This window comes from Erwinia endophytica, assembly GCF_009295515.1.
In the GTDB taxonomy this organism is placed as follows: Bacteria; Pseudomonadota; Gammaproteobacteria; order Enterobacterales; family Enterobacteriaceae; genus Erwinia; species Erwinia endophytica.
In genome coordinates, this window is the sequence record NZ_RQVV01000061.1 from 158895 (window position 1) to 180468 (window position 21574).

General features: G+C 51.5%; 19 protein-coding genes. 9 read left to right on the forward strand and 10 right to left on the reverse strand.

Translation table 11 applies throughout. The features are described from left to right. Nucleotides 1-9: 9 nt before the first annotated feature. From EH228_RS19890 to epd, 6 genes are all read right to left on the reverse strand, one after another. Nucleotides 10-735: an oxidative stress defense protein gene (locus tag EH228_RS19890; protein WP_152323345.1), complete on the reverse strand. Its 726-nt coding sequence runs from the start codon at nucleotides 733-735 to the stop codon at nucleotides 10-12. A gap of 69 nt (nucleotides 736-804) precedes the next feature. Continuing rightward, the gene (gene argO / locus EH228_RS19895) at nucleotides 805-1425 is read right to left on the reverse strand and encodes an arginine exporter ArgO (protein ID WP_152323346.1); all 621 of its coding nucleotides are present in this window, start codon (nucleotides 1423-1425) and stop codon (nucleotides 805-807) included. Nucleotides 1426-1580: 155 nt separating this feature from the next. Next, a complete protein-coding gene (mscS, locus tag EH228_RS19900) occupies nucleotides 1581-2474 on the reverse strand; it encodes a small-conductance mechanosensitive channel MscS (protein WP_152323347.1) in 894 nt (297 codons plus the stop codon). 195 nt (nucleotides 2475-2669) lie between these two features. Beyond that, entirely contained in the window at nucleotides 2670-3749 is a 1080-nt protein-coding gene (gene fbaA, locus EH228_RS19905) for a class II fructose-bisphosphate aldolase (RefSeq protein WP_152323348.1), read from the reverse strand. A gap of 96 nt (nucleotides 3750-3845) precedes the next feature. Continuing rightward, nucleotides 3846-5006 carry a phosphoglycerate kinase gene (pgk, locus tag EH228_RS19910; RefSeq protein ID WP_152323349.1) on the reverse strand — a complete coding sequence of 387 codons (1161 nt, stop codon included), beginning with the start codon at nucleotides 5004-5006 and terminating at the stop codon, nucleotides 3846-3848. Between the two features lie 51 nt (nucleotides 5007-5057). Next, a complete protein-coding gene (epd, locus tag EH228_RS19915; RefSeq protein ID WP_152323350.1) occupies nucleotides 5058-6077 on the reverse strand; it encodes an erythrose-4-phosphate dehydrogenase in 1020 nt (339 codons plus the stop codon). A 327-nt stretch (nucleotides 6078-6404) separates the two neighbouring features. On the opposite strand from epd, the gene EH228_RS19920 reads away from it, so the two are divergent. Further along, entirely contained in the window at nucleotides 6405-7151 is a 747-nt protein-coding gene (locus EH228_RS19920) for a bactofilin family protein (protein ID WP_152323351.1), read from the forward strand. A 53-nt stretch (nucleotides 7152-7204) separates the two neighbouring features. Here the strand turns inward: EH228_RS19920 and tkt are convergent, their stop codons facing one another. From tkt to speA, 3 genes are all read right to left on the reverse strand, one after another. Continuing rightward, the gene (tkt, locus tag EH228_RS19925; RefSeq protein WP_152323352.1) at nucleotides 7205-9196 is read right to left on the reverse strand and encodes a transketolase; all 1992 of its coding nucleotides are present in this window, start codon (nucleotides 9194-9196) and stop codon (nucleotides 7205-7207) included. A gap of 167 nt (nucleotides 9197-9363) precedes the next feature. Then, on the reverse strand, nucleotides 9364-10287 hold the full coding sequence (speB, locus tag EH228_RS19930) for an agmatinase (RefSeq protein ID WP_152323353.1): 924 nt from the start codon (nucleotides 10285-10287) through the stop codon (nucleotides 9364-9366). Between the two features lie 52 nt (nucleotides 10288-10339). After that, on the reverse strand, nucleotides 10340-12316 hold the full coding sequence (gene speA, locus EH228_RS19935; RefSeq protein ID WP_152323354.1) for a biosynthetic arginine decarboxylase: 1977 nt from the start codon (nucleotides 12314-12316) through the stop codon (nucleotides 10340-10342). 888 nt (nucleotides 12317-13204) lie between these two features. On the opposite strand from speA, the gene metK reads away from it, so the two are divergent. From metK to ruvX, 8 genes are all read left to right on the forward strand, one after another. Next, entirely contained in the window at nucleotides 13205-14359 is a 1155-nt protein-coding gene (gene metK, locus EH228_RS19940) for a methionine adenosyltransferase (protein WP_152323355.1), read from the forward strand. Between the two features lie 416 nt (nucleotides 14360-14775). Then, entirely contained in the window at nucleotides 14776-16170 is a 1395-nt protein-coding gene (locus EH228_RS19945) for a sugar porter family MFS transporter (RefSeq protein WP_152323356.1), read from the forward strand. A gap of 84 nt (nucleotides 16171-16254) precedes the next feature. Continuing rightward, nucleotides 16255-16779, forward strand: a complete 525-nt coding sequence (locus tag EH228_RS19950; protein ID WP_152323385.1) for a SprT family zinc-dependent metalloprotease — start codon at nucleotides 16255-16257, stop codon at nucleotides 16777-16779. A gap of 106 nt (nucleotides 16780-16885) precedes the next feature. Continuing rightward, a complete protein-coding gene (gene endA, locus EH228_RS19955) occupies nucleotides 16886-17599 on the forward strand; it encodes a deoxyribonuclease I (protein ID WP_152323357.1) in 714 nt (237 codons plus the stop codon). 76 nt (nucleotides 17600-17675) lie between these two features. After that, nucleotides 17676-18407 carry a 16S rRNA (uracil(1498)-N(3))-methyltransferase gene (gene rsmE, locus EH228_RS19960; RefSeq protein WP_152323358.1) on the forward strand — a complete coding sequence of 244 codons (732 nt, stop codon included), beginning with the start codon at nucleotides 17676-17678 and terminating at the stop codon, nucleotides 18405-18407. A gap of 124 nt (nucleotides 18408-18531) precedes the next feature. Further along, nucleotides 18532-19476, forward strand: coding sequence for a glutathione synthase (gene gshB / locus EH228_RS19965; RefSeq protein ID WP_152323359.1), 945 nt, complete (start codon nucleotides 18532-18534; stop codon nucleotides 19474-19476). A 92-nt stretch (nucleotides 19477-19568) separates the two neighbouring features. After that, nucleotides 19569-20132 carry a YqgE/AlgH family protein gene (locus EH228_RS19970; RefSeq protein WP_152323360.1) on the forward strand — a complete coding sequence of 188 codons (564 nt, stop codon included), beginning with the start codon at nucleotides 19569-19571 and terminating at the stop codon, nucleotides 20130-20132. Next, nucleotides 20132-20554, forward strand: coding sequence for a Holliday junction resolvase RuvX (gene ruvX, locus EH228_RS19975; protein ID WP_193323395.1), 423 nt, complete (start codon nucleotides 20132-20134; stop codon nucleotides 20552-20554). The genes EH228_RS19970 and ruvX overlap by 1 nt, the downstream gene beginning before the upstream one ends. Before the next feature lie 12 nt (nucleotides 20555-20566). Here the strand turns inward: ruvX and EH228_RS19980 are convergent, their stop codons facing one another. Beyond that, nucleotides 20567-21562 carry a type IV pilus twitching motility protein PilT gene (locus EH228_RS19980; RefSeq protein ID WP_152323362.1) on the reverse strand — a complete coding sequence of 332 codons (996 nt, stop codon included), beginning with the start codon at nucleotides 21560-21562 and terminating at the stop codon, nucleotides 20567-20569. Between the last annotated feature and the right edge of the window lie 12 nt (nucleotides 21563-21574).

Here is a 21574-nt window from a genome sequence, read left to right on the forward strand (position 1 = left end):
ATGCAATCACTACTGATTGCGCTGCAATTCAAACACCACATCAACTTGATCGTCAAAATGAATGCTTTGCTGCTCATAAGTCTGCTCTGCGCTGGTCATCGGTGCCGCATCAGCGGTTTTGAACATCCTTACCATTGGCCCCGGATGATAATTATCCTCATGGTAACGAATGCTATAGACTGGCCCCAGCCGGGTATTAAAGCCCTTTGCCAATGCGCCAGCCTGCTGGATAGCATCATTTATCGCCGCCTGACGGGCCTTTTCTCGATATTGCTCCGGATTCGCCACGCCTAACTCCACCGAGCGGATCTCATTCAGGCCAGACTTCAGCGCACCATCCAGTAACGCATTCAGTTTGTCCAGTTGACGCACGGTAACCTGCACCTGACGCACGGCACGGTAGCCTTTCAGCTCCGATTTACCCTCTTTCAGATAGTTATATTCCGGCAGAGTCCTCAGGTTGGCGGCATTGATGTCTTGCTTCTTAATACCGTTTTTTTGCAAAAAATCAAAATACTGCGCAAGGCGAGTATCCGCCTGCGTTTTTGCCTCTGCGGCCTCTTTTGCAGAAACATTCACTTCAATCACCAAACTGGCGATATCCGGCGTGGCATCCACGCTGGCCTGGCCCGAGGTCGCCACATGCGGGCCATCAGGGACTTCGTCCGCCAGCGCTAAAGCAGGTATCGTTGCCAATCCCGTCATGGCGACCAGCGTCAAGGTTGTCAGCTTCATCCCGTATCCTCCATATCGTGCGTTTACATCGGCCTCGCTATGACCGCATTTCCTCTGGTGAGTTCCTTGTTACAGATAACCCACCGCCTGCATCGCCAACTTACCCGCAATCCCCCACATCACCATCCCCACCAGCAAGTTGATAATGCGCTGAACCGCCGGTGCTTTCAGCCATGGCGAGAGCCAGGAAGCCAACAACGCCAGACCCAAAAACCACAGCAGCGATGCGCTGACTGAGCCAAGAGCAAACCAACCGCGCGCCCCGACCGGTAACTGCCCACCCAGGCTACCCAGTACCATAAAAGTGTCGATATAAACATGTGGGTTAAGCCAGGTCACGGCCAGAATGGTGGCAATAATACGCCAGCGCCCTTGCTTCATCGTCTCGTTCGCGGCGAGATCGACATTGCCGCTCAGCGCGATACGGAATCTCCCCCAGCCATACCACAACAGGAACAACACTCCGCCCCAGCTAACCAGATTCAGCAACAAGGGAGACTGCGTCAGTAGAGCGCTACCACCGAATATCCCAGCGTAAATCAGAATAACATCACTCAGCGTACAGAGTCCGGCGGCCATCAGATGATAATGACGACGCATGCCCAGGTTCATCACCAACGCGTTCTGCGGCCCCAACGGCAAAATTAATGCCATGCCAAACAGCAATCCCTGAAAAAAAACAGATAACACCACCATTTCCTCCCCCTGCAATCCATGCTGGCGAGTGTAGCGGCGCTTAATTATTAGATAAAATTAAAATAAATAATAATAAATCACATTTACTAATGAATAAGATCGAAGAAAAGGCGGTTCAGCGACCGCCTTTAACTGACTGATGACTCCGCTTACGGCTGAGCGTTCTCCGGAACTTTCTGCCCACTCTGCGGCGCCTGAGCAGCCTTATCGTGGTGCAGATGAACGTCCATTTGCGGATAGGGAATACCGATGCCATTAGCATCGAGCGCACGTTTAATGTTCTTCAGCAGATCCCAGTACACATCCTGCAAATCACCCGACTGACTCCAGCAACGCACTACGAAGTTCATTGACGAAGCGGCCAGTTCATTCAGGCCAACTTGCACGCCCATATTCTGCAACACACGGGTGTCGGCATCAACGACTTCACGCAGCAGTTTAATCACCTGATCCACGTCGGCATCATAAGCCACCCCGACGATAAACTCATTACGACGCAGTGGCTCACGGGAAAAGTTAACGATGTTACCGGCGATAATTTTGCCGTTTGGCACCACCACGATTTTACCGTCGGCAGACTTCAAGGTAGTAGAGAAAATCTGTACGCTCAACACCGTGCCCGTTACACCGATATCAATAAAATCCCCCGCCCGGAAAGGTCGGAAGGTCACCAGAAGTACCCCTGCCGCCAGGTTCGCCAGTGACCCCTGCAAGGCCAGACCAACGGCCAAACCCGCGGCACCTAATACCGCAATCACCGACGCCGTTTGCACACCGACCCGGCCCAACGCAGCAATCAACGTAAAGGCAATCACCCCATAGCGCACCAGAGCAGACAAGAAGTCAGCGACCGTGACATCGATATGGCGAGAAGTCATTAATTTATTCAGCGTGTTAGAAATAATACGCGCCACAATCATCCCAACAATGATGATGGCAATCGCCGCAATAATATTAACGGCGTAGCTCAGCAGCAACTCCTGGTTGCGTACTAACCAACTACCTGCATTATTGATGTCATTTACTACATTAAGATCTTCCATTTGGTTATCCTGTTGTGGCTCTCAGTGGGAATTAAGCAGTTAATCATTGCCAGATGAAGCTGGCATCCCAAACCTCAAGCGTAACCAAAAACAGTGCTCTCTGCCAAATAACCTGTGAAATTAATCATTTGTTATCCACTTAAACTAAAAAAAAAAGCCCCTTTCGGGGCCTTTAAGGAGCCTGAACTCAAAAAATCACAACACGTCTACCGCGTTCAGTTCTTTGAAGGCCTGCTCCAGGCGGGTAATCATTGAAGTCTGAGCTGCACGCAGCCATACACGCGGATCATAGTATTTTTTGTTTGGCTTATCGGCACCTTCCGGGTTGCCCAACTGAGCCTGCAGGTAGCCTTCGTTCTTTTTGTAGTACTGCAAAATACCATCCCAGGTCGCCCACTGGGTGTCAGTATCAATGTTCATTTTGATAACCCCGTAGCTGATCGATTCTTCAATCTCAGCGGCAGAAGAACCGGAACCACCGTGGAATACGAAGTTCAGGGAATTATGCGGCAGATTGTGTTTCTTGCTCACATAGTCCTGGGAATTACGCAGAATCGTTGGCGTCAGCTTAACATTGCCTGGCTTATAAACACCGTGCACATTGCCGAAAGAGGCAGCAATGGTGAAACGTGGGCTGATTGCGTTCAGTTTTTCGTAAGCGTAATCGACATCTTCTGGCTGAGTGTATAGCGCCGAAGCGTCCATATGGCTGTTATCAACACCATCTTCTTCACCACCGGTACAGCCCAGCTCAATTTCCAGCGTCATGTTGATTTTGGCCATACGGGCCAGATACTTGCTACTGATCTCAATGTTTTCTTGCAGAGACTCTTCTGACAGGTCGATCATGTGAGAAGAGAACAGCGGCTTACCGGTTTTCTTGAAGTGGGCTTCTCCCGCCTCCAGCAGGCCGTCGATCCACGGCAGCAGTTTCTTCGCACAGTGGTCAGTATGCAGGATAACCGGCACACCGTAGTGTTCCGCCATCTGGTGGACATGATGCGCGCCAGAGATTGCCCCCTGAATAGCGGCAGCCTGTGGCTTATCAGACTTCATGCCTTTGCCTGCGATAAATGCAGCACCGCCGTTAGAGAACTGGACGATTACCGGCGCTTTTACTTTCGCAGCCGTTTCCAGAACCGCATTGATAGAATCAGTACCCACACAGTTCACGGCAGGCAGTGCGAATTTATTTTCTTTCGCAACTTGAAAAATTTTCTGTACGTCATCGCCGGTGACAACGCCTGGTTTTACGAAATCAAAAATTTTAGACATATTTTTTGTCCTGTTCGTCGGTCGTATGTAAGAGATTCTGCACCTGCGAATAGCCAGGTCAATCATTACAACGGGAGTTACCTCCCGTCCTAAAGATTACTGTTTCGCACGCTCTTCAAGCATAGCGACTGCTGGCAACGTTTTTCCTTCCACGAACTCCAGGAAAGCACCACCACCGGTAGAAATATAAGAGATCTTATCTTCGATACCGAACAGATCGATAGCCGCCAGCGTATCACCACCACCAGCGATAGAGAATGCGTCACTGTCTGCAATGGCTTTCGCCACAATTTCAGTGCCTTTACGGAAGTTAGGGAATTCAAACACGCCGACCGGACCATTCCACAGGATAGTTTTGGCTTCTTTCAACAATTTAGCCATCGCATTGGCCGTCTCATCACCAAAGTCCATGATTTCTTCATTCTCATTGACTTCATTGACTTTTTTCACATGGGAAGGCGCAGTTTCAGAAAATTCAGTACCAACGCGGCAGTCGACAGGGACCGGAATTTTAAATTCGTCACGCAGTTTTTTCGCCGCATCAACGAAATCTGGCTCGTAGAGAGATTTACCGACGTTGTTATCAATCGCCACGAAAGTATTCGCGATACCTCCCCCCACGATGACCGTATCAGCAATTTTTACCAATGAGTTCAGCACGTCGAATTTAGTGGAAACTTTAGACCCACCCACCACGGCAATCATTGGGCGAGCTGGCGTTTTCAACGCTTTGCCCAATGCTTCCAGCTCATTCGCTAACAGCGGACCCGCACAGGCAACCGGCGCGAATTTGCCCACGCCGTGGGTGGAAGCCTGTGCACGGTGAGCCGTACCAAAAGCATCCATCACGTAGATATCACACAACGCGGCATATTTTTTCGCCAGCGTTTCGTCGTCTTTCTTCTCGCCTTTGTTGAAGCGAACGTTTTCCAGAACCACCAGTTCACCTGCGGCGACATCAACACCGTCAAGATAGTCTTTAGCCAGACGAACTGGAGAAGAAATTTTTTCTTTCAGATAGTTAACGACAGGCAACAGAGAAAACTCTTCATTGTATTCACCTTCGGTCGGGCGACCCAGATGAGAAGTAACCATCACTTTAGCACCCTGTTTCAGTGCGGCTTCAATGGTTGGCAACGAAGCACGGATACGTGCATCTGACGTCACTTTCCCTTCCTTCACGGGCACATTCAAATCGGAGCGGATGAGTACACGCTTCCCAGCAAGATCCAGATCGGTCATCTTAATTACAGACATGGGTGAATCCTCTCGTTGATTCTCTAAGTTTTGACAGGCGCAAACCGCACCTTACCTGAAACCGCTTGCGGCCATTGCTAACGTGGTATCAATCATCCGGTTAGCAAAACCCCATTCGTTGTCACACCAAACCAGCGTTTTGATCAAGTGTCGACCGCTAACCCGCGTCTGTGTGCCGTCCACTATGGCACTGTGCGGATCATGGTTAAAATCTATGGAGACTAACGGTAATTCCGTATAGTCAACTATACCACTAAATGCCCCTTCTGACGCCTTTTGCAACAGCGCATTGACCTCCGCGGCGTTAACAGCCTCCCGGACACTGACGCTCAAATCAATCGCCGTCACATTAATCGTCGGTACCCTTACGGCAATCGCTTCAAAACAGTCACTGAATTTCGGAAAAATGCGCGAAATACCCGCGGCAAGTCGGGTATCCACCGGAATGATTGACTGACTGGCCGCTCGAGTCCGACGTAAATCAGTGTGGTAAGCGTCAATCACCTGTTGGTCATGCATTGCCGAATGAATTGTGGTCACCGTACCCGATTCAATGCCGAATGCATCATCCAGCAGTTTAATCACCGGAATAATACAGTTGGTAGTACAGGATGCATTGGACACGATCCGGTCGCTGGGTTGCAGATCTTTCTCATTCACGCCGTAGACCACCGTGGCATCCAGATCATTACCGCCAGGATGAGAAAACAGCACTTTTTTAGCCCCTGCGGCCAGGTGGGCCTCGCCATCGGCGCGGTTGCCATAAATCCCGGTACAATCAAGCACCACATCAACGTTCAGTTCACGCCAGGGTAAATCGCTAATTTCTGCCCGGTGGAGAAGACGAATCGTGTCTTCGCCAACCCACAGTAAATCGCGCTCCTGACGGACATCCCAGGCAAAACGGCCGTGGCTGGTATCGTACTTCAGCAAATGCGCCATCCCGGAGGCTTCCGCCAGCTCATTAATGGCGACGACGCTAATCTCGGCGCGGCGCCCGGTTTCATAAAGCGCTCGTAATACGTTGCGCCCTATGCGACCAAACCCGTTAATGGCAATGTGAACCGTCATATCACTCCTGCATCAGAATTTCAGTACAAAACTGGAATGTTAGCCTGAGCCAGACCTTCGCTTTTGTACAGGGAATTCTTGCGCTACTGCATCTGCATATAACCGAGGTTTCATCAGCGATAACGCCAACTGAAACGGTTCAGCCACAATAAAGACAATACGGAATAATTGAAATGAGGAAGATCAATCAATAAGCTAAAATTCTGACAGAGATCACATTTAACAATCGAGTTGCACAAATTAAGAATAGAGCCCGGCCCTGCGGGAGTAAAGTATCAACTCTGACCGTGACTTCTGGCTACCGGAGGTTAACATAACCTACACAACATGAACTACAACCTGCTTTGGTTTATCTGGCTAATCTGGGCTGCAGCGTTGATTGTCTATGGTTTGGGCTGGGAAGCGTCGCTGGCGATAATCAGCCAGTACCCTGGCCAGCTGACTGGACTGTTTTCGGCGATCATTGCTGGCGTTATTTTAAGGAATTTATTGTTCAATAAGGATATGACTATGTTTAAACGCAAAGATAATAATACCCCCATCCCAACTGAATCCCCCCTCACTCCTCGTCGGGACCCTTACTCACTGAATAATGAAGATCATCTGTCGGCTGGCAGCGACTTTCAGGAAGAGGTATCCGCTGTCACTATCACCAAAGTGTCAGACACCACCACTATCCCGGAAACCTGCGTTATCGAAGGTGAAATCAAAGCGCTTGGCGATATTCATATCAATGGTGCCGTTAACGGCAAAATTAACTCAGAAAAAACAGTATTTGTGCAAAAAAGCGGACGGGTGGAAGGTGAAATATTTGCCAATCGCATTGAAGTCAGTGGGGAGCTAAAAGGATTATGCCGCAGCAGGGAAGTGGCCATCAACGCTAACGGTTTTCTGGACGGAACCATTGAGTGCGAATCACTTTCTGTGCACCAGAGCGGACGCTTCTATGGCCAGTCAAAACCGTATGAACAGTCGCAACTGACGGAAGAACTTTCCGTGAAGCAGAAAATCACCGAGCCAGTAGTTACGCTCAATCAGGATTTCCATCTGAGAGAACAGACGGTGGCGCAGTAAGCAGGATAAGAAAGAGGTTCGCCCGTTTATACTGCAGGCGAACCTCGGTATTACTACAGCAAGGCTTTCGCTTTAGCAACTACGTTATCCACGGTGAAGCCAAAGATTTCGAACAACTTCTCTGCTGGCGCAGATTCGCCAAAGGTGGTCATACCAACAATAGCGCCGTTCAGGCCGGTATATTTGAACCAGTAATCGGCGATACCTGCTTCGATAGCCACGCGCGCGCTGACCGCTTTAGGTAATACCGACTCACGGTAAGCCGCATCCTGCTTGTCAAAGACATCAGTCGATGGCATGGAAACCACGCGAACTTTACGCCCTTCAGCAGTCAGTTTGTCATACGCGCCGACAGCCAGTTCCACTTCAGATCCCGTCGCTATCAGGATCACTTCCGGCTGCCCGTCACAATCCTTCAGCACGTAGGCACCACGGGCCACATTGGTCAATTGCTCCGCGGTACGCTCCTGTTGCGCCAGATTCTGTCGGGAGAAAATCAGGGCGGTTGGACCGTCATGACGCTCAATACCATATTTCCACGCCACCGCAGATTCAACCTGATCACACGGACGCCATACGCTCATATTCGGCGTGACACGCAGGCTGGCAAGCTGCTCAACCGGCTGGTGCGTCGGTCCATCTTCACCGAGACCAATAGAATCGTGGGTATAGACCATCACCTGACGGATTTTCATCAGTGCGGCCATACGGACAGCATTACGTGCGTATTCCACAAACATCAGGAAGGTCGCGGTATAAGGCAGGAAACCACCGTGCAAGGTGATGCCGTTGGCGATAGCGGTCATGCCGAATTCACGTACACCGTAGTGAATGTAATTACCCGCCGCATCTTCATTGATAGCTTTAGAACCGGACCACATAGTCAGATTACTTGGCGCCAGGTCAGCAGACCCGCCCAGATATTCTGGCAACAATTTACCGAAAGCTTCCAGTGTGTTCTGAGACGCTTTGCGGCTGGCGATTTTCGCTGGATTAGCCTGCAACTGTTCAATGAATTTCTGCGACTCTGCCTGCCAGTTTTCCGGCAGCGCGCCACGCATACGGCGTTTGAATTCCGCCGCCAACTCAGGATAAGCGCTGGCGTACGCGGCAAACTTCTCGTTCCAGGCGCCTTCTTTAGCCTTACCGGCGGCTTTCGCATCCCACTGTTCATAGATGTCCTGTGGAATTTCGAATGGCGCATGCGTCCAACCCAGTTGTTTGCGGGTCAGCGCGATTTCTTCTTCACCCAGTGGGGCGCCGTGTGAATCGTGCGTGCCCGCTTTGTTAGGTGAACCGAAACCGATAACGGTCTTACACATCAACAAGGATGGCTTATCGCTGACCGCCCGCGCTTCTTCAATCGCTTTTTTAATTGCGGCAGCATCATGACCATCCACGCCACGCACTACATGCCAGCCGTAAGATTCGAAGCGTTTCGCGGTATCATCAGTGAACCAGCCATCAACATGACCGTCGATAGAGATGCCGTTGTCATCATAGAAGGCGATCAATTTGCCCAATTTCAGCGTACCCGCCAGTGAGCACACTTCGTGGGAAATGCCTTCCATCATGCAACCGTCGCCCATGAACACATAAGTGTGATGGTCGACAATATCATGATTCGGACGGTTGAACTGAGCCGCCAGGGTGCGCTCAGCCATCGCCATCCCTACCGCATTGGCGATACCCTGCCCTAATGGGCCGGTGGTGGTTTCCACCCCTACGGTATAGCCATATTCAGGGTGACCCGGCGTTTTAGAGTGCAGCTGGCGGAAATTAGCCAGTTCAGTAATCGGCAGATCATAGCCGCTGAGGTGCAGCAGGCTGTAGATCAGCATGGAGCCGTGACCATTGGACAACACAAAACGATCGCGATCGGCCCACTGCGGGTTGGTCGGGTTATGGTTCAGGAAATCACGCCACAGGACTTCGGCGATATCCGCCATACCCATGGGCGCCCCCGGATGGCCAGATTTGGCTTTCTGCACCGCATCCATACTTAAAGCACGAATGGCGTTAGCAAGCTCTTTACGAGAAGACATGTTTTACTCCAGGTCGGATTAAATGCTTCGCCGTCCTTAACCTATTTTAATCAATGAGTTATCAGGCAAAGTTATAAAGGTTGCCCTCCAATGTACATGAAATACAGGGGTCATGTACATGGTCAAAAGTGCAAAAAACTGCGGCCAGACTTGCACTTTTGTGCGGCTTATTCGCCTTTATTCACGGCCTGCACGTACAGCATATCCAGCGCCAACGTCGCTGCCGCCAGAGAAGTCAGGTCAGACTGATCATAGCCAGGGGCCACTTCAACCAGATCCATGCCGACAATGTTCAGTCCCTGCAAGCCGCGAACCAGTCGGGTGGCTTTATCGGTGGTCAACCCGCCAATCACTGGCGTACCGGTGCCCGGGGCATGCGCCGGATCCAGACAATCAATATCGAAAGTCAGGTAAACCGGCAGTGAACCCACGATCTGTTTCACCTGCGCGATGATGTCATCCACGCTGCGTTCGTTGACTTGAGCCGCATCCAGTACATTAAAGCCCAGGGAGGCATCGAACTCGGTGCGGATGCCGATTTGCACTGAGTGCTGCGGATCAATCAGACCTTCTGCCGGGGCATGGTGGAACATGGTGCCATGGTCGAATTTCGGGCCGTTAGAATAGGTATCAGTATGGGCATCGAAGTGTACCAGCGCCATTTTACCAAAATACCGGGCATGCGCACGCAGCAGCGGCAACGTAACGTAGTGGTCGCCGCCGAAGGACAGCATACGCTTGCCGCTGGCCAGCAGCTTTTCGGCATGCGCCTGTAATTTGTCGGTCAGATCCTGAGAATCGCCAAACGCATAAACCAGGTCGCCACAATCCACCACTTTCAGCCGCTGACGCAGATCGAAATTCCACGGCCAGCGACACCCTTCCCACGCCAGATTAGTCGAAATCTGACGGATAGCTCCCGGCCCTAAACGGCTGCCTGGACGACCAGACGTTGCCGCATCGAAAGGAATACCGGTTATCACCCACTCGGCATCACTGTCGTAGGGCTGGAAATTAACAGGAAAACGCATAAAACCAAAGGCGTTAGAAACCAGTGAGTTATCGTACTGATTGCCCAGGGTGTTATTCATACCAAATCCTCTTTAAATGACCTCGGGCAGCGTTCATTGCTGCCCGCATAGCTTATTCATCTTCCAGATACGTGTAACCGTACAGGCCTGACTCAAATTCTTGCATGAACGACACACGCAGATCTTCGTCCAAATCGCTCTCTTTGATCTGGTTACGGAAGTGCGTCAACAGTTCTTGCGGATCCAGTTGGACATACTCCAGCATGTCGGCAACGGTATCGCCTTCATCAGACAGTTGCACTTCCACGCTGCCGTCGGCAAAGGCGAATACATCAACTGCTTCCGTATCGCCGAACAGATTATGCATGTTACCGAGGATTTCCTGGTACGCACCAACCATAAAAAAGCCCAGCATCGGTGGATTATCCACATCGTACTGCGGCATCGGCATAGTGGTGGCAATTCCGTCACCGTCCACATAGTGATCGATGCTGCCATCAGAGTCACAGGTAATGTCCAGCAGCACCGCACGGCGCTCTGGCGACTGGTTCAGCCCTTCCAGCGGCATTACCGGGAACAGTTGATCGATGCCCCAGGCATCCGGCATGGACTGGAATAGCGAGAAGTTGACGTAAATCTTATCCGCCATGCGCTCCTGCAGCTCGTCGATGATTGGCCGGTGAGCCCGGTTACTCGGGTCCAGATGCTGCTGAATATAGTGGCAGATACTCAGGTAAAGTTGCTCAGCCCAGGCGCGCTGGGTCAGATCATAGGTACCCTGTGAATAACCAGTATGAATATCGGACAGATCCATCTGGCTGTCGTGCAACCACTCACGTAACGAGCGACGATTGTTTGGCTGGTGCATCTCCTGCCAGGTATCCCACATGCTGATAATCGGCCGTGGAGAATCCGCGGAAGGCGCCTGCGGCGTGCTGAATTCGTTGCGTTCAACCCCGATGATATTGGAAACCAGCACGGTGTGGTGAGCCGTAACGGCCCGGCCAGATTCAGTGATCACCGTTGGGTGCGGCAGATTATGCTCCTCACAAGCGTCGCCAATCGCCCAGATCACGTTGTTGGCATATTCGTTCAGGCCATAGTTGACCGAGCAGTCAGACTGTGAACGGGTTCCTTCATAATCCACGCCCAGACCGCCACCGACGTCGAAACATTGAATATTGACGCCGAGCTTAGCCAGTTCGACATAAAAACGGGCGGATTCACGCACGCCGGTGGCAATATCGCGAATATTCGCCATCTGTGATCCCAGATGGAAATGCAACAGTTGCAGACTTTCCAGACGCCCCGCGTCGCGCATGATGTCGACCAACTGCAAAACCTGGGTGGCCGACAGACCAAATTTCGATTTTTCACCACCACTGGACTGCCATTTCCCGGATCCCTGAGATGCCAGACGCGCACGAATACCCAGGCGCGGAACAACATTCAGACGTTCGGCTTCTTCCAGCACCAGCTTCACTTCGGTCATTTTTTCCAGCACCAGATAAACCTTGTGGCCCATCTTCTCGCCGATCAGTGCCAGACGAATGTATTCACGGTCTTTATAGCCATTACACACAATAACCGAGCGAGTCATCCCGGCATGCGCCAATACCGCCATCAGTTCCGCTTTTGAGCCGGCTTCCAGTCCCAATGGTTCGCCCGAATTAATCAATGATTCGATAACGCGTTTATGCTGGTTGACCTTTATCGGGTAAACCAGGAAATAGCCACCACGATAACCATAGGATTCGCGCGCGCGCTTGAACGCGGCGTTAATCGAGCGCAGACGGTGTTGGAGGATCTGCGGAAAACAAAACAACGCAGGCAAACGCTGACCTTCGGCTTCACGTTCTTTAACCAGTTTAGCCAGATCGACACGCGCTTCCGGTACGTCCGGGTCGGGACACACGCTGATATGCCCCAACTCATTCACGTCGTAGTAGTTATTGCCCCACCAGGCAATATTGTAGGTGCGCAGCATTTTGCTGGCATCGTGATCGCTCATCGCCACCTCCTGCATTGAGCGGAGTACACCATGTTCGCCTGCTGACGAACCCTTAACCATCTTGATGTCGTCAGACATTGCGAGCCTCAAATTTCAATAATGATGTGGAACAGTTAACTACTATCACAGGGAAAGGATATGCATAAAAGCCATCCGTTAGCGCTAAATTCAGCACAACACGCTGAAACGCAGCATCAGGCAGTAGCAGAAGTATAACATTAAACACGTCAGACTCCGGGGAACGGGTCAGAGAGCCAATAGCAAATCTCTCTCAGGAAAGTCTGAGAGCACCTGAAAGCAGCGTTAGCGAAGTTTATCCGGCACAAGTGTCGGAAAAATGACCGACTGCAAAATGACATCGGGGAAAATACAAAAATGAGGATGAAAAACCAGCGAGAAAAGCGCACCACTGGCAGCCTACCGCGAAGCTGGATCCCTGAGCGAAAATCATCAATTGAAACGCAGCGGCGTTTTATACAACCACTGTACATGGAATGCAAAATCTAATTGTGCGGATTGCTCTGGTGTCAGGAATTTTTTCCACTGTTATTCCCTGCTGAAATTCCATTTGATTAAAAAAAACTGGTAATCCACTGAGCGTGTAACCTAAAATAGCCGTCCAGATGTTAATCCATCTATACTGGTTAACTTCTAAGCGTCTTAATAATTACCCTGACTAATTCAAGTTACAGGACAAAAACGCCCACGCGTTTTGAACCGTGTTGTCACTGGCCCCGAAGGGGAAAGTATCAGGCCGATTCAGGCGGCAAGCGCAGGGACCCGATGCGTTTACATTGATAAGCGATTCGGACGATTGAAGCCGCCTACGCACCGGCTGCTTGAAGGATGGCAGGGGTATATGTACTGCTCATGGCTTTGCCTGAGGGGGCGCTGAGAACCACCGCCAGGTTCAGTTTTTGGCGTTATGCAGTCGAATTCAACCCGTATCAGTAAGGTAAAGAATAAATGGCTAAACACCTTTTCACTTCCGAGTCCGTCTCAGAAGGACATCCTGATAAAATCGCTGACCAGATTTCCGATGCTGTGCTTGACGCCATTCTCAGGCAGGATCCGAAAGCCCGCGTCGCGTGTGAAACCTATGTGAAAACCGGTATGGTGCTGGTTGGTGGTGAGATTACTACGACTGCATGGGTAGATATCGAAGAAATCACCCGTAATACCGTGCGTGAAATCGGTTATGTCCATTCCGATATGGGCTTTGATGCCAACTCCTGCGCCGTGCTGAATGCCATTGGTAAACAGTCGCCGGATATCAACCAGGGCGTTGACCGTGCAAACCCGCTGGAACAGGGCGCGGGCGACCAGGGCCTGATGTTTGGTTACGCGACTAACGAAACTGATGTGTTGATGCCTGCGCCAGTGACCTATGCGCACCGACTGGTACAGCGTCAGTCTGAAGTACGTAAAAACGGTACCCTGCCGTGGCTGCGTCCCGATGCGAAAAGCCAGATAACCTTCCAGTATAACGATGGCAAAATCGTCGGTATTGATGCGGTAGTGTTGTCTACTCAGCATGCTGAAGACATCTCGCAAAAAGATCTACAAGAAGCGGTGATGGAAGAGATAATCAAACCCGTTTTGCCTGCTGACTGGATCAACGCCAGCACCAAATATCACATCAACCCAACCGGCCGTTTTGTTATCGGCGGTCCAATGGGTGACTGTGGTCTGACGGGGCGTAAAATTATCGTTGATACCTACGGCGGTATGGCACGTCACGGCGGCGGCGCTTTCTCTGGTAAAGACCCGTCTAAAGTCGACCGTTCTGCGGCCTATGCTGCCCGCTACGTGGCAAAAAATATCGTTGCGGCTGGCCTGGCTGATCGTTGTGAAATCCAGGTTTCTTACGCGATTGGCGTGGCCGAACCAACTTCCATCATGGTTGAAACATTTGGTACTGAGAAAGTCTCTACTGAACAGTTAACCCTGCTGGTGCGTGAATTCTTCGACCTGCGGCCATACGGCCTGATTCAGATGCTGGACCTGCTGCACCCGATCTATCGTGAAACCGCGGCTTATGGCCACTTTGGTCGTGAACATTTCCCGTGGGAAAAAACAGACAAAGCAGCACAGCTCCGTGAGGCAGCTGGCCTGAAGTAAGCCCCAATCTACAGACACAATCGAGGGCACCCCTGGGTGCCCTTTTTGCTGGCTACTGACTGGCGGCTTATCCGCATCTGACGACACTGTTTCTGCCGCTGTATTGAAACAGTGTTAACGATTACATGATGAAATATTTTATCTGTCGGGTGCTTAAGAATGTATATTCTTAATTAATGTCGGCAAAACGCGCTATTTTTCAGTACTGTCCGATAGAGCACAACCAAAGGATTAAGAGACACTCTCTGGTGCTATAACTCCTTGGTTATAAAGCGTAACTGTAGGTGAAAATCTCGTTTTTAAGAAATATCCGGTATGTAACCGATTACACCCTGTGATCTACCGCACAGTCTTACGTCGTCGGGTTTTCTAACATTCATAACAACAATAAGCAGTACCACCCATATGGAGGCTTCATGCCTGATAATAAGAAACAGAGCAGGACATCGAACAAGGCCATGACCTTTTTTGTATGTTTCCTTGCGGCGTTAGCCGGTTTACTATTCGGACTGGATATCGGCGTCATTGCCGGTGCGTTACCCTTTATTGCTAAAGACTTTAACGTCACCTCGCATCAGCAAGAATGGATTGTCAGTTCCATGATGTTCGGTGCCGCCATCGGCGCAGTCGGTAGCGGTTGGATGTCATCCAGACTGGGACGTAAAAAGAGCTTAATGATTGGGGCGGTCCTGTTTGTTATCGGCTCCTTGTGGTCTGCGCTCTCCACTAATCCTGAAATGCTCATTTCCGCTCGCGTACTGCTCGGTCTCGCCGTTGGTGTTGCCTCTTATACCGCGCCGCTTTATCTTTCGGAAATCGCGCCAGAGAAAATTCGCGGCAGTATGATCTCTCTGTATCAGTTAATGATAACCATCGGTATTCTCGGTGCTTACCTGTCCGATACCGCCTTAAGTTACAGCGGCGAATGGCGCTGGATGCTGGGCGTGATCACTATTCCTGCGGCACTGCTATTAATTGGGGTCTGCTTCCTGCCCAACAGTCCACGATGGCTGGCAGCAAAAGGCGATTTCCGTACTGCTCAGCGGGTGCTGGATCGCCTGCGCGATACCAGCGAACAGGCTAAACGCGAACTGGATGAAATTCGTGAAAGCCTGAAGATTAAACAGTCTGGTTGGAGCCTGTTCAAAGACAACAGCCATTTCCGTCGCGCAGTTTACCTTGGCGTACTGTTGCAGGTTATGCAGCAGTTCACCGGTATGAACGTCATCATGTATTACGCGCCGAAGATTTTTGAAATTGCCGGCTTTACCAATACCACCGAGCAAATGTGGGGAACGGTCATCGTCGGTCTGATTAATGTACTGGCAACCTTTATTGCTATCGGTTTGGTTGACCGCTGGGGACGTAAACCCACATTAATCCTCGGCTTCCTGGTGATGGCGCTGGGTATGGGTACCCTCGGTACCATGCTGCACATAGGTATTCACTCCGTCGGCGCACAGTACTTTGCCGTTGCCATGCTCTTGATGTTTATCATTGGCTTCGCCATGAGTGCCGGTCCGTTGATTTGGGTACTGTGTTCTGAAATTCAGCCGCTGAAAGGCCGCGATTTCGGTATCACTATCTCCACCGCGACCAACTGGATTGCCAATATGATCGTCGGGGCGACCTTCCTGACCCTGCTGAACTCGCTGGGTAACGCCGATACCTTCTGGCTATACGCTGGCCTGAATGTGTTCTTTATTATTCTGACACTGGCGCTTATCCCGGAAACCAAAAACGTTTCCCTTGAGCACATTGAACGTAACCTGTTAAGCGGCAAAAAACTGCGCGATATCGGTCAGCGTTAAACCCTATCCTTCATCTGGAATCAGGCCGGATAAAACCGGCCTGATTGATTGAAATCCTCTCACGCCGATCGTATTCTCTGCCGTATGAAACCCCTCCGACTCCCGATAGCCTTGCAACAGGCGGTGATGCGTTCACTGCGCCAAAAACTGCAACTGGCGAACCAGCGACTTGAGCGCGACTATCCTGAACCCAAACTGGTCTATCAGCAGCGTGGCACCGCCGCTGGCACGGCCTGGCTGCAGCACTGGGAAATTCGTCTGAATCCCGTGTTGCTGCTCGAGAACCAGCAGGCATTTATCGATGAAGTGGTACCGCATGAGCTGGCACATCTGCTGGTCTGGAAAACCTTTGGGCGCGTGGCGCCGCACGGCAAAGAATGGAAATGGATGATGGAAAACGTGTTGGAGGTTCCTGCGGAACGTACCCATAAATTTGAGATACAATCGGTACGCAGCCGTTCTTTCCCCTATCACTGTGGCTGCCAGCAACACCAGTTGACGGTCCGTCGTCATAATCGTGTGATACGGGGTGAGAGCGAATATCGCTGTGTCCACTGTGGTGAACGGTTACAAGCTGGAAACTTCCAGCAAGATGAAAAATCGGCCTGATGTCGAAAAATAAAACACTAACCCTCTGATTTTAAGCTATTCATTTCCTCCGTTCGCTAACATCTGTTACTCTCGCCGCCTCGTTTGATTGACCAACACATGGATTATGTTTCATAAAATTATCAACATCTTTGCGCCTTTCCTGTTGCTACCTGCTTTCTTTTCCTCTGCACTGAGCCTTAATCACTACCATCAGAACAACTTCTCACAGGCCAAAGCCTACGCGGCAAAAATCAACGCCGACGCACCGGGTACATTTTATTGTGGCTGTAAAATCACCTGGAAAGGCAAAAAAGGTCTGCCAGAGCTCGCCTCCTGTGGTTATCAGGTGCGGAAAAACGTTAACCGGGCCAAACGCATTGAGTGGGAGCATGTCGTCCCGGCCTGGACCTTTGGACATCAGCGCCAGTGCTGGCAACAAGGCGGCAGAAAACAATGTGCCAAAGATGCAGGTTATCGCCAGATTGAAACGGATCTGCATAACTTGCAGCCAGCCATCGGCGAGATCAACGGTGACCGTGGCAACTTTATATATAGCCAGTGGAACGGCGGTGAATCTCAATATGGCCGGTGTGAAATGAAAATCGACTTCAAACATAAACAGGCGGAACCACCTGCCCGCGCACGCGGTGCCATTGCCCGGACCTGGTTCTATATGCGCGACCGCTATCAGATTGGGATGTCGAAACAACAGACGCAACTGATGACGGCCTGGAACAGGCGCTATCCGGTCACACCGTGGGAATGTGAACGTGATAAACGCATTGCCAAAGTTCAGGGCAACCACAATCCCTATGTACAGCAAGCTTGCCAGCGGTAAAATCACTGACCTAAACTAGAGGCCATCATTTTGGCCGCGCCTGCAAGGGCGGACCGTTACTTTTATCAGGATCCCCATGCGTATACCCCGCATCTTTCATCCCGAGCCATTGATAACCGGCAGTGAAATCGCCCTCAGCGACGACGCGGCCCACCATGTTGGTCGTGTACTGCGTATGACTCCCGGCCAGGCACTGGAATTGTTTGATGGCAGTAATCTGACTTTTGCCGCAGAGATTGTACAGGCCGACAAAAAAAACGTCCGTGTCGCGATTATGGAGAACCGCACAGACAACCGTGAATCCCCGCTCTGGCTACATTTAGGCCAGGTGATGTCACGCGGTGAAAAAATGGAGTTTACCATTCAGAAGGCGGTGGAACTGGGAGTCAATACCATCACCCCCTTGTTTTCTGAACGCTGCGGCGTAAAGCTGGATGCGGAAAGGCTGGCGAAGAAACGGCAACAGTGGCAAAAAATCGTGATTGCCGCCTGTGAGCAATGCGGCAGAAACAGCGTGCCAGAAGTGCGTCAGGCGATGACACTGGAAGACTGGTGTGCGGAAGAGGACAGCGGCTTAAAGCTCAATCTGCATCCCCGAGCCAGCCATAGCATTAATACGCTCCCACAACCCGTCGAACGCGTGCGATTATTAATTGGTCCGGAGGGAGGACTGAGTGCAGATGAAATCAGTATGACGACACGTTATGGCTTTATCGACATCCTGCTAGGGCCGCGAGTTCTGCGCACCGAAACCACCGCGCTTACCGCTATCACCGCGCTGCAAGTCCGCTTCGGAGATTTAGGATAAAGCTGACTGAACCTGACATTATCGTCGGTTCAGTTTGAACGCGACCAGCGCACTTAAGTAGACGGAGCTTCTGAGCACTGCCAGCGCCAACATGACCAATAAGACCACTCACTGGAGAAACTGAATGATTAAGCTTGGCATTGTGATGGATCCGATTACCTCCATCAATATTAAAAAAGACACCAGCTTCGCCATGCTACAGGAAGCACAGCGCCGTGGTTACGAAATCCATTACATGGAGATGAAAGACCTTTATCTGCGCGGAGGTATAGCACGTGCGCATACGCGTCAGTTGCGTGTTGAATATAACTACGACCAGTGGTTTGAATTCGGTAGTGAGCAGGATATCGCACTGGCGGACTTGAACGTGGTGCTGATGCGTAAGGATCCTCCCTTCGATACCGAATTTATCTACGCCACCTATATTCTTGAGCGCGCAGAGGAACAGGGTACGCTGATCGTTAACAAACCACAGAGTCTGCGCGACTGTAACGAAAAACTGTTCACCGCCTGGTTTGCAGAACTGACGCCGGACACCCTGGTGACCCGCAGCGCGGCACAAATCCGTGAATTCTGGCAACACTACGGCGACATCATCCTTAAACCGCTGGACGGCATGGGCGGCGCATCAATTTTCCGCATCAAGCGGGAAGATCCTAACCTGTCAGTGATTATCGAAACGTTGACTGGACACGGTAATTTCTACTGCATGGCACAGAACTATCTGCCAGCAATCAAGGACGGTGACAAGCGCGTACTGGTAGTGGACGGCGAGCCGGTGCCATACTGTCTGGCGCGTATTCCTAAATCAGGTGAAACCCGCGGGAACCTGGCCGCCGGTGGCCGTGGCGAAGCAAGACCATTGAGTGAAAGCGACTGGGAAATTGCCCGCCGCGTCGCTCCGACACTGAAAGCGAAAGGGCTGATTTTTGTTGGTCTGGATATTATTGGCGATAAACTGACTGAAATAAACGTCACCAGCCCAACTTGTGTGCGTGAGATAGAAGCCGCATTCCCGATCTCAATTACTGGTATGCTGATGGACGCGATTGAAAAACGCCTGACCTGACATGCTTAATGGGGTCAACGGGCCCCATTGTTATCCCCGTTAATTACGCCTCCCTTTAGAAGGGGCGGTTAACCCAAAAACAGAATCTTGATATGAATTTACAACACCATTTTTTGATTGCCATGCCCGCACTGCAAGACCCGCTGTTCAAACGCTCAGTCGTCTATATCTGCGAGCATAATGAAAGCGGGGCCATGGGGCTTATTGTGAATAAACCCATGGAAAATCTGACCGTAGACGGCATTCTCAATAAGCTAAAAATCATGCCAGAATCGCGCCAGCCAGAGATAACGCTGGACAAACCGGTATTCTCAGGAGGCCCGCTGGCGGAAGACCGTGGATTTATTCTGCATTCCGCACAGCGCACCTTTGCCTCCAGCATTCGGGTTTCTGATAATACGGTGATTACCACCTCTCGCGACGTACTGGAGACACTGGGGACCCCGGAACAGCCCAGCAGCGTTCTGGTCGCCTTAGGGTACTGTGCGTGGGAGAAGGACCAGTTGGAAAACGAATTACTGGAAAATGCCTGGCTCACCACGCCAGCCAACAGCAATATCCTGTTTAAAACCCCGATTGCTCAGCGCTGGCGTGAAGCGGCGAAAAGCATCGGTGTGGATATCCACAATATCACCAGTGATGCAGGGCATGCCTGATGAGCCACATGACCCTGTTAGCGTTTGATTTTGGTACTAAAAGTATTGGTGTGGCAGTGGGTCAGCAGTTAACCGGCACCGCCAACCCATTACCCGCCCTCAAAGCACAGGACGGCACGCCGGACTGGAGCAAAATTGAAGTATTGCTGAAAGAGTGGCAACCGGATCGTATTGTGGTCGGCCTGCCCCTGAACATGGATGGCAGTGAACAACCACTGACCGCTCGCGCCCGTAAATTCGCTAACCGCCTGCATGGACGATTTGGTGTCCAGGTCGATCTGCACGATGAACGGCTAAGCACCGTTGAAGCCCGAGCTGACTTATTCTCCCGCGGTGGCTTTCGCGCCTTAAACAAAGGCAGCATCGATTCACTTTCTGCGGTTGTCATTCTCGAAAGCTGGTTTGAACGCGCCTGGCAGTAACCTCCCTTCTGCTCATTCGATCAATCCTGCCTGCCGCCTTCCGGCCAGACTCTGCTCAAACGACTGCATCCCTGACGGTATGCCAGTCTGCAATAATCCCGGCAATTGATGCGTTTTCCCTTCGCGGATCAGATTAGCGACTGCTGGTGTATTCACCAATATCTCGAACAACGCCACCCTGCCCGCGTTAATCCCAGGAACCAGCCGCTGCGCGATAACGGCCTTCAGACTGCCGGCCAGTTGTGTGCGGATCAGATTTTTCTCCCCGCCAGGAAACACATCCACCAGCCGATCAACCGCCTGCGCTGCGCTGCGGGTATGCAGCGTAGCCAGCACCAAATGCCCCGTTTCTGCCGCGGTCAACGCCTGTTGGATGGTCTCACGGTCCCTCAGCTCGCCCAGCAGGATAACATCCGGATCCTGCCGTAACGCGGCACGCAATCCTTCGCTGAAACTATCACAGTGCACCCCGACTTCCCTTTGCTGCACCAGCGAAAGATGACTCGAGTGAATAAACTCAATCGGATCCTCAAGAGTAATAATATGCCGCGCCTGCTGCAGGTTGATAGCCCCGGTCAGTGCGGCCAGCGTAGTGGACTTGCCGCTGCCTGTCGCCCCGGTGACCAACACCAGACCATCACGTAATTGCAGCAGTTGGCTGACCATCGCGGGTAGCCCCAGGCTATCCAGCTCAGGACAGTCGCTGGCGATCACCCGCATTGCCAGCGACATCCCCAGCCGCTGGCGAAAAAGGTTAACTCTCAGGCGCGTCCCATCCGCTAACGTCAGGGCAAAATCAACTTGTCCTGCTTGTGCAAAATGCGCCTGTTGCGCCGGGTCCAGCCAGGACCGCGTCACGTTTTGCAGCATTTCGTCGCTAACGGGCAGTGCCTCCTCCATCTTTTGCAACCGCCCGTCACGCCGCCAGAATGGCAAATGCCCACAGCAAAGGTGCAGATCCCCCGCATTATGCTTTACACTAAGCGCCACTATGTCCTCAATATCCATAATTTTTCCCTG